The organism is Mycobacterium sp. TH-M15 (genome assembly GCF_057473705.1).
The window spans coordinates 1-5283 of record NZ_JBYCLB010000022.1 but is presented as its reverse complement, the minus strand read 5'-3'; the positions used below and the strand labels follow the sequence as shown (position 1 = coordinate 5283).

The window sequence follows — 5283 nt, the reverse complement described above, 5'->3', positions numbered from 1 at the left end:
GTCAGCTGACCGGACATCTCCTCCGCCGAGCCGAACCGCCGTCGCGGGTCGGGATCGGTGGCCCGGCGCAGCAGCCGGCCGTAGGAGTCGTAGGCCTTGATCACCGGGTCGTCGTCGGGCAGGCCGTCGACGTACCGACCGTGCCGGGTGCGCAGCTTCAGCGTCAGCGCGGCCAGGGTGCGGCCCACCGTGTAGATGTCGGTGGCGACGGTGGGCCCGGTCCGGACGATCTCGGGAGCCTGGTACCCGGGCGTGCCGTACAGGTAGCCGAACGAGTTGATCCGGGACACCGCGCCGAGGTCGATCAGCTTGAGCTGCTCCTCGGTGAGCATGATGTTCTCCGGCTTCAGGTCGTTGTAGGCCAAGCCGATCGAGTGCAGATACCCCAGTGCGGGCAGGATTTCCAGCATGTAGGCGATCGCCTCGGCGACCGGGAGCTTGTCCCGCTTGCGCTCCTTGAGCGACTGCCCACCGACGTACTCCATCACGATGTAGCCGACCGGGTCCCCTCGCGAGTCCGGGTGCTGGACGAAGTTGAAGATCTTCACCATTCCCGGATGGGTTACCTCCGCGAGGAACTGCCGCTCGGCCAGCGCGATCGCCTGCGCCTCGGCGTCACCGGAATGAACCAGGCCCTTGAGCACCACCGGACGTTCGTTGACGTTGTGGTCGACCGCCAGGTAGACCCAGCCCAGGCCGCCGTGTGCGACGCAGCCCTTGATCTCGTACTGGCCGGCCACCATGTCACCCGGCTTCAGCTGCGGTAGAAACGAATACGGGCTGCCGCAGTGCGGGCACCAGCCGTCCGCGGCCCCCGTGCCGTCCTTGCCGGACCGGCCCACCGGACGGCCGCAGTTCCAGCAGAACCGCTTGGCCTCGGCCACCACTGGGTTGGTCATCAGCGCGGCGAACGGGTCGATGTCGGGTACCTGCGGGATCTCGACCAGGCCGCCGCCCAGCCGCCGGTTCGGCACCACGATCGGCGTCGGCGGTGTCGACGTGTCCAGGACGTCGACGGCGCCGGGGACATCGCCGGCCCGCTCCTCCCCCGGCTGGGGGCGGAAGATCGCCTGGGTCGACGCCGGCCGGCGCACCGAGTCGGCGAACACGTCGGCGCGCTCGGTGCTGACCTCTTCGCTGTCGGCCTCGTCTACCGGGTTGTCCGGCTCGGCTGGCTGCTCGTCGTCGGCGTCGGGCGCCATCAGGTCGAATACCTCGGTGTCGGCGGCAGCGGTGCCGGGCCCAGCACCGACAGCCACTTGCGGTACAGCGTGTTCCAGGTGCCGTCGCGGCGGATCCGTTCCAGGGTGCCGTTGACGAAGCGGACCAGGCCGGTGTTGTCCAGGTTGATTCCCACGCCGTACGGTTCCTCGTCCATGCTCGGCCCGACGATGTGCAGGTAGGGATCCTGCGCCATCAGACCGGCCAGCAGCACGTCGTCGGTGCTGACGGCGTCGGCCTGGCGCTGCTGCAGCGCCACCAGGCAGTCGGCCCAGTTGACCACCGACACGATGGTCGGGCCGGGGGAGACCTCCTTGACCCGGGCCAACGACGTGGTTCCTTGAGCGACGCAGACCCGCTTTCCGGGCAGGTCGGAGGGCTGACCGATCGGGGAGTCGCGGGACACCAGCAGACGCTGGTTGGCGGTGAGGTAAACCGTGGAGAAGTTCACCAGCTTGCGCCGCTCGCAGGTGATGGTCATGGTCTTGACCACGATATCGACCTCGGACCTCTGCAAGGCGGCGATCCGTTCGGCCGACGACAGGATCCGGTACTCCACCCGCGAGGGGCTGCCGAAGATGTCGCGGGCCACCTCACCGGCGATGTCGACGTCGAAACCGGTTATCTCGCCGGTGATCGGGTCCCGGAAGCTGAACAGGTTGCTACCGATGTCGAGCCCGACGATCAACCGGCCCCGCTCTCGGATGGTGGCCACCGCGGCGTCGGCCTCGGCCCGGCTTCGGAACGGGCGCAGGCTGGCGGTGGCGTCGCAGTCGGCGGCTGGCGGTGCCGGCGGCTGCGGCATGTGCTCCGGCGGCAACACCTCCATCCCGTCCGGGGTCGGTGGCGCCAGGGTCGGGACCTCCGTCGTCGCCACCACGTCGGACTGGCTGCAGCCGCCCAGCATGATCGCCGCGCCGATGGCGGCGGCGATGCGGAGAAGGGGAAGCGGCTGCATCACTTGTACTCGTTCAGTCGGGGCAACAAGCCGAGCGCGACCGCGACCGCGGCGCCGACGCTGAGCACCGCACCGCCGGCCGGGGCCACCGCCAGCACCCGGCGTGCGTTGAGGACGTCGGTGCGTAGTACGGCGCGACTGTGCTCCATGGCGTCGTTGAGTGCCGCGTCGAGCCGGTCGAAGGCGGGGGTGGAGTCCGGCTCGCCGGCGCCCAGGGCCACCTGGGCGGCCGCCTGGTAGTTGCCGACGGTGATGTAGGAGTTGATCCGGTCGTTGGCCAGCCGCCAGCGATCCAGCAGTTGGTCGGCACCGGTCAGCGCCTCCTTGTCGACGGCGTCGGCGCGGGCCAGGTAGCCCGCCAGCTGCTGTTTCATCTCGGTCAAGCGCTGATGGAAGGCCTCCTTGCGGGTTTCTTCGTCGCCGCGGCGGATCAGCGACAGGGTTTCGTCGGCCCGGGCCTGCTGGGCGGTGATCGCTAGGTTGGTGAGCGTCTTCAGCGACTCGGCTCCGGTGTCCTTGGCGGTCCGGCTGCCGGCGGTGGAGATCACCAGCACGGTGCCGACCCAGACCACCATCAGCGCGATCGCCAGCCCGCCGACCACCAGGCCCGGGTTGATCCGCCGCCGGGTGCGTCGGGCCAGCCAGCGGTGCGCGAACGCGCCGAGCAACACGGTGGTCGTCACGACCAGGATCACCGGGGCCGGAACGCGGGTCGACGCGGTGGTCTCGATGTCCACCCGCGCCGCCGTCGCCGCGTAGAGCCGCTGGGCGTCCGGCAGGATGGTGTGCTGCATCAGCGCCGACGCCTCCGACAGATATGCCGCGCCGACCGGATTGCCCGCCCGGTTGTTGGTGCGGGCGATCTCGATCAAGCCGGTGTAGCGGGTCAGCTCGCCGTTGATCCGGCCCAGCAGCCGCACCAGCGGTTCCTCGGTCAGCCCACTCGACGCGTGGGTCACCGCCACGGCCGCGTCGATGACGGCCTGCTCGTAGCGTTCCCGCACCACCCGCGGCTCGGCCTGGGCGATGAAGGCGGTGGCCGCCGCGGCATCGGCGACCGACAGTGCGGTGTAGAGCTGGCCGGCGGCGTAGGCCAGCGGCTCGGTGTGGTTGAGCACCGTGGTCAGGGTGTTCTGCCGGTGGTCGATGGTGGTCGCGGTGGCGAACCCGCTGGCCCCGCCGAGGATGGCCAGGAAGGCGCCGATGGCCAGAATCCGCCCAGGCGTGGTCTTGAAGAACCACCAGCGCGGATGCGCCGATTCGGCCGGCGATCGCGCCCCCTGCGGCTCAGTTGACGGATGCGCCAACTCGACGGTCACGTCTGTTCAGACCCCATTTCCGAAGTGGTTCGTTCCGGACAACTGTATAAGCGGATTCCGGTCAGGTCTCGTTAGGCGCTGCGGGTTGTGCACAGGGATCTGTCCTGAGCCGTTCGATCTATCCTGAGACCCGTGCGCGGTGACGGTGACGGGTGGGCGTTCTCCGACACCGGTGCCCGCTACTGGGGCCGCTACGGGGCGGCCGGAATCCTGCTGCGGTCGCACCGGCTCGACGGTACGCCGGTGGTGCTGCTGCAGCACCGGGCCTGGTGGAGCCACCAGGGCGGTACCTGGGCGCTGCCCGGCGGCGCCCGGGACAGCCACGAGACCGCCGAGCAGGCGGCGGTCCGCGAGGCCGCGGAGGAAGCCGGCCTGCCCGCCGACCGGATCGTGATCCGCGCGGCGGTGGTCACCGCGACCGTCAGCGGCGCCGACTGGACCTACACCACGGTGGTCGCCGAGACCGACGAGCTGCTGCCGGTGGTGCCCAACCGGGAGAGCACCGAGCTGCGCTGGGTGGACGAGGACCGGGTCGCCGGGCTGCGGCTGCACCCCGGCTTCGCCGCCAGCTGGGACCGGCTGCGTGACCTCAGTTCGCGGCTTCGAGGGCAGCCCGAAGCGCCGCCGCCGCAGCCCGCGGATCGTCGGCTGCCGTGATCGCGCGCACCACCACCGCCCGCCGCGCCCCGGCGGCCAGCACCTGCGGTAACCGCTCGGCATCGATCCCGCCGATGGCGAACCACGGTTTGTCGGTGCCGGTCTGCGCGGCGTAGCGCAGCAGGTCCAGGCCGGGAGCCGGACGGCCCGGTTTGGTCGGCGTGGGCCAGCAGGGTCCGACGCAGAAATAGTCGACCGGCTCGGCGACGGCGGCCGCCACCTGGTCGCGGTCGTGGGTGGAGCGGCCGATCAGCGGCTCCGGCCCGATGATCTGCCGCGCCACCGCCAGCGGCAGGTCTCGCTGGCCCAGGTGCAGCACGTCGGCGCCGGCCGCCCGGGCGACGTCCGCCCGGTCGTTGACCGCCAGCAACGCGCCGTGCCGGCGGGCCGCATCGGCGATGATCTCCAGCGCCGCCAGCTCGTCACCCGCCTCCAGCGGGCCGAACCGTCGTTCGCCGGCCGATCCTTTGTCCCGGAGCTGGACGATGTCCACCCCGCCGGCCAGCGCCGCGTCGGCGAACTCGGCCAGGTCGCCACGCTCGCGGCGGGCATCGGTGCACAGGTACAGCCGCGCGGCGGCCAGACGCGGTTGCTGCACACCGCGACGGTAGCCGCTAGCGTGGGAAGCTGACACGGGAGTCCCGGGGTACGGCGGGACTGAGAGTGAGAAGCAAGTGCCCGAACCCTCGCCTGGCTCGCTGGCCGTCATCGGCGGCGGGGTGATCGGACTGTCGGTGGCCCGGCGGGCGGCCCGCGCCGGGTGGACGGTGCGGCTGCATCGGACCGCCGAGCGCGGCGCCTCCTGGGTCGCCGGCGGCATGCTCGCCCCGCACAGCGAGGGCTGGCCCGGCGAGGACAAGCTGCTGCGGCTGGGGCTGCGCTCCCTGGAGCTGTGGGCCGCCACCGAGCCGGGCGGCTTCCTGGATGGGCTGCCGGCCGAGGTGGTCACCGCGCGCGAGTCGCTGGTGGTGGCGGTCGACCGGGCCGACGTGGCCGACCTGCACACGGTCGCCGACTGGCTGGCGGCGCAGGGCCAGCCGGTGACCTGGGAGTCGGCGGCCGGCGAGGTGGAGCCGCTGCTCGCGGCGGGTATCCGGCATGGCTTCCGCGCCCCCACCGAGTTGGCGG

General features: G+C 71.5%; 6 protein-coding genes. 2 read left to right on the top strand and 4 right to left on the bottom strand.

Annotated elements, in window-relative coordinates:
- The 3 genes from AC2VNT_RS00555 to glnX form a co-directional block, all read right to left on the bottom strand.
- Positions 1–1202: serine/threonine protein kinase (locus AC2VNT_RS00555; protein ID WP_486945005.1), on the bottom strand; the 1202-nt coding region annotated here is incomplete at its 3' end.
- A complete protein-coding gene (locus tag AC2VNT_RS00550; protein ID WP_486945004.1) occupies positions 1202–2128 on the bottom strand; it encodes a glutamate ABC transporter substrate-binding protein in 927 nt (308 codons plus the stop codon). The genes AC2VNT_RS00550 and AC2VNT_RS00555, both read right to left, overlap by 1 nt.
- A 50-nt stretch (positions 2129–2178) precedes the next feature.
- Complete coding sequence (gene glnX, locus AC2VNT_RS00545; protein ID WP_486945003.1) at positions 2179–3498, bottom strand: protein kinase G-activating protein GlnX; 1320 nt, start codon at positions 3496–3498, stop codon at positions 2179–2181.
- 132 nt (positions 3499–3630) lie between these two features.
- Between glnX and AC2VNT_RS00540 the strand changes: the two genes are divergently transcribed.
- Positions 3631–4155, top strand: coding sequence for an NUDIX domain-containing protein (locus AC2VNT_RS00540; RefSeq protein WP_486945002.1), 525 nt, complete (start codon positions 3631–3633; stop codon positions 4153–4155).
- On the opposite strand, the gene thiE is transcribed toward AC2VNT_RS00540, so the two are convergent.
- Entirely contained in the window at positions 4088–4753 is a 666-nt protein-coding gene (thiE, locus tag AC2VNT_RS00535) for a thiamine phosphate synthase (protein WP_486945001.1), read from the bottom strand. The genes AC2VNT_RS00540 and thiE overlap by 68 nt on opposite strands.
- Before the next feature lie 76 nt (positions 4754–4829).
- Here thiE and AC2VNT_RS00530 point away from each other — a divergent pair.
- On the top strand, positions 4830–5283 hold a 454-nt coding region (locus AC2VNT_RS00530), incomplete at its 3' end, for an FAD-dependent oxidoreductase (RefSeq protein WP_486945000.1).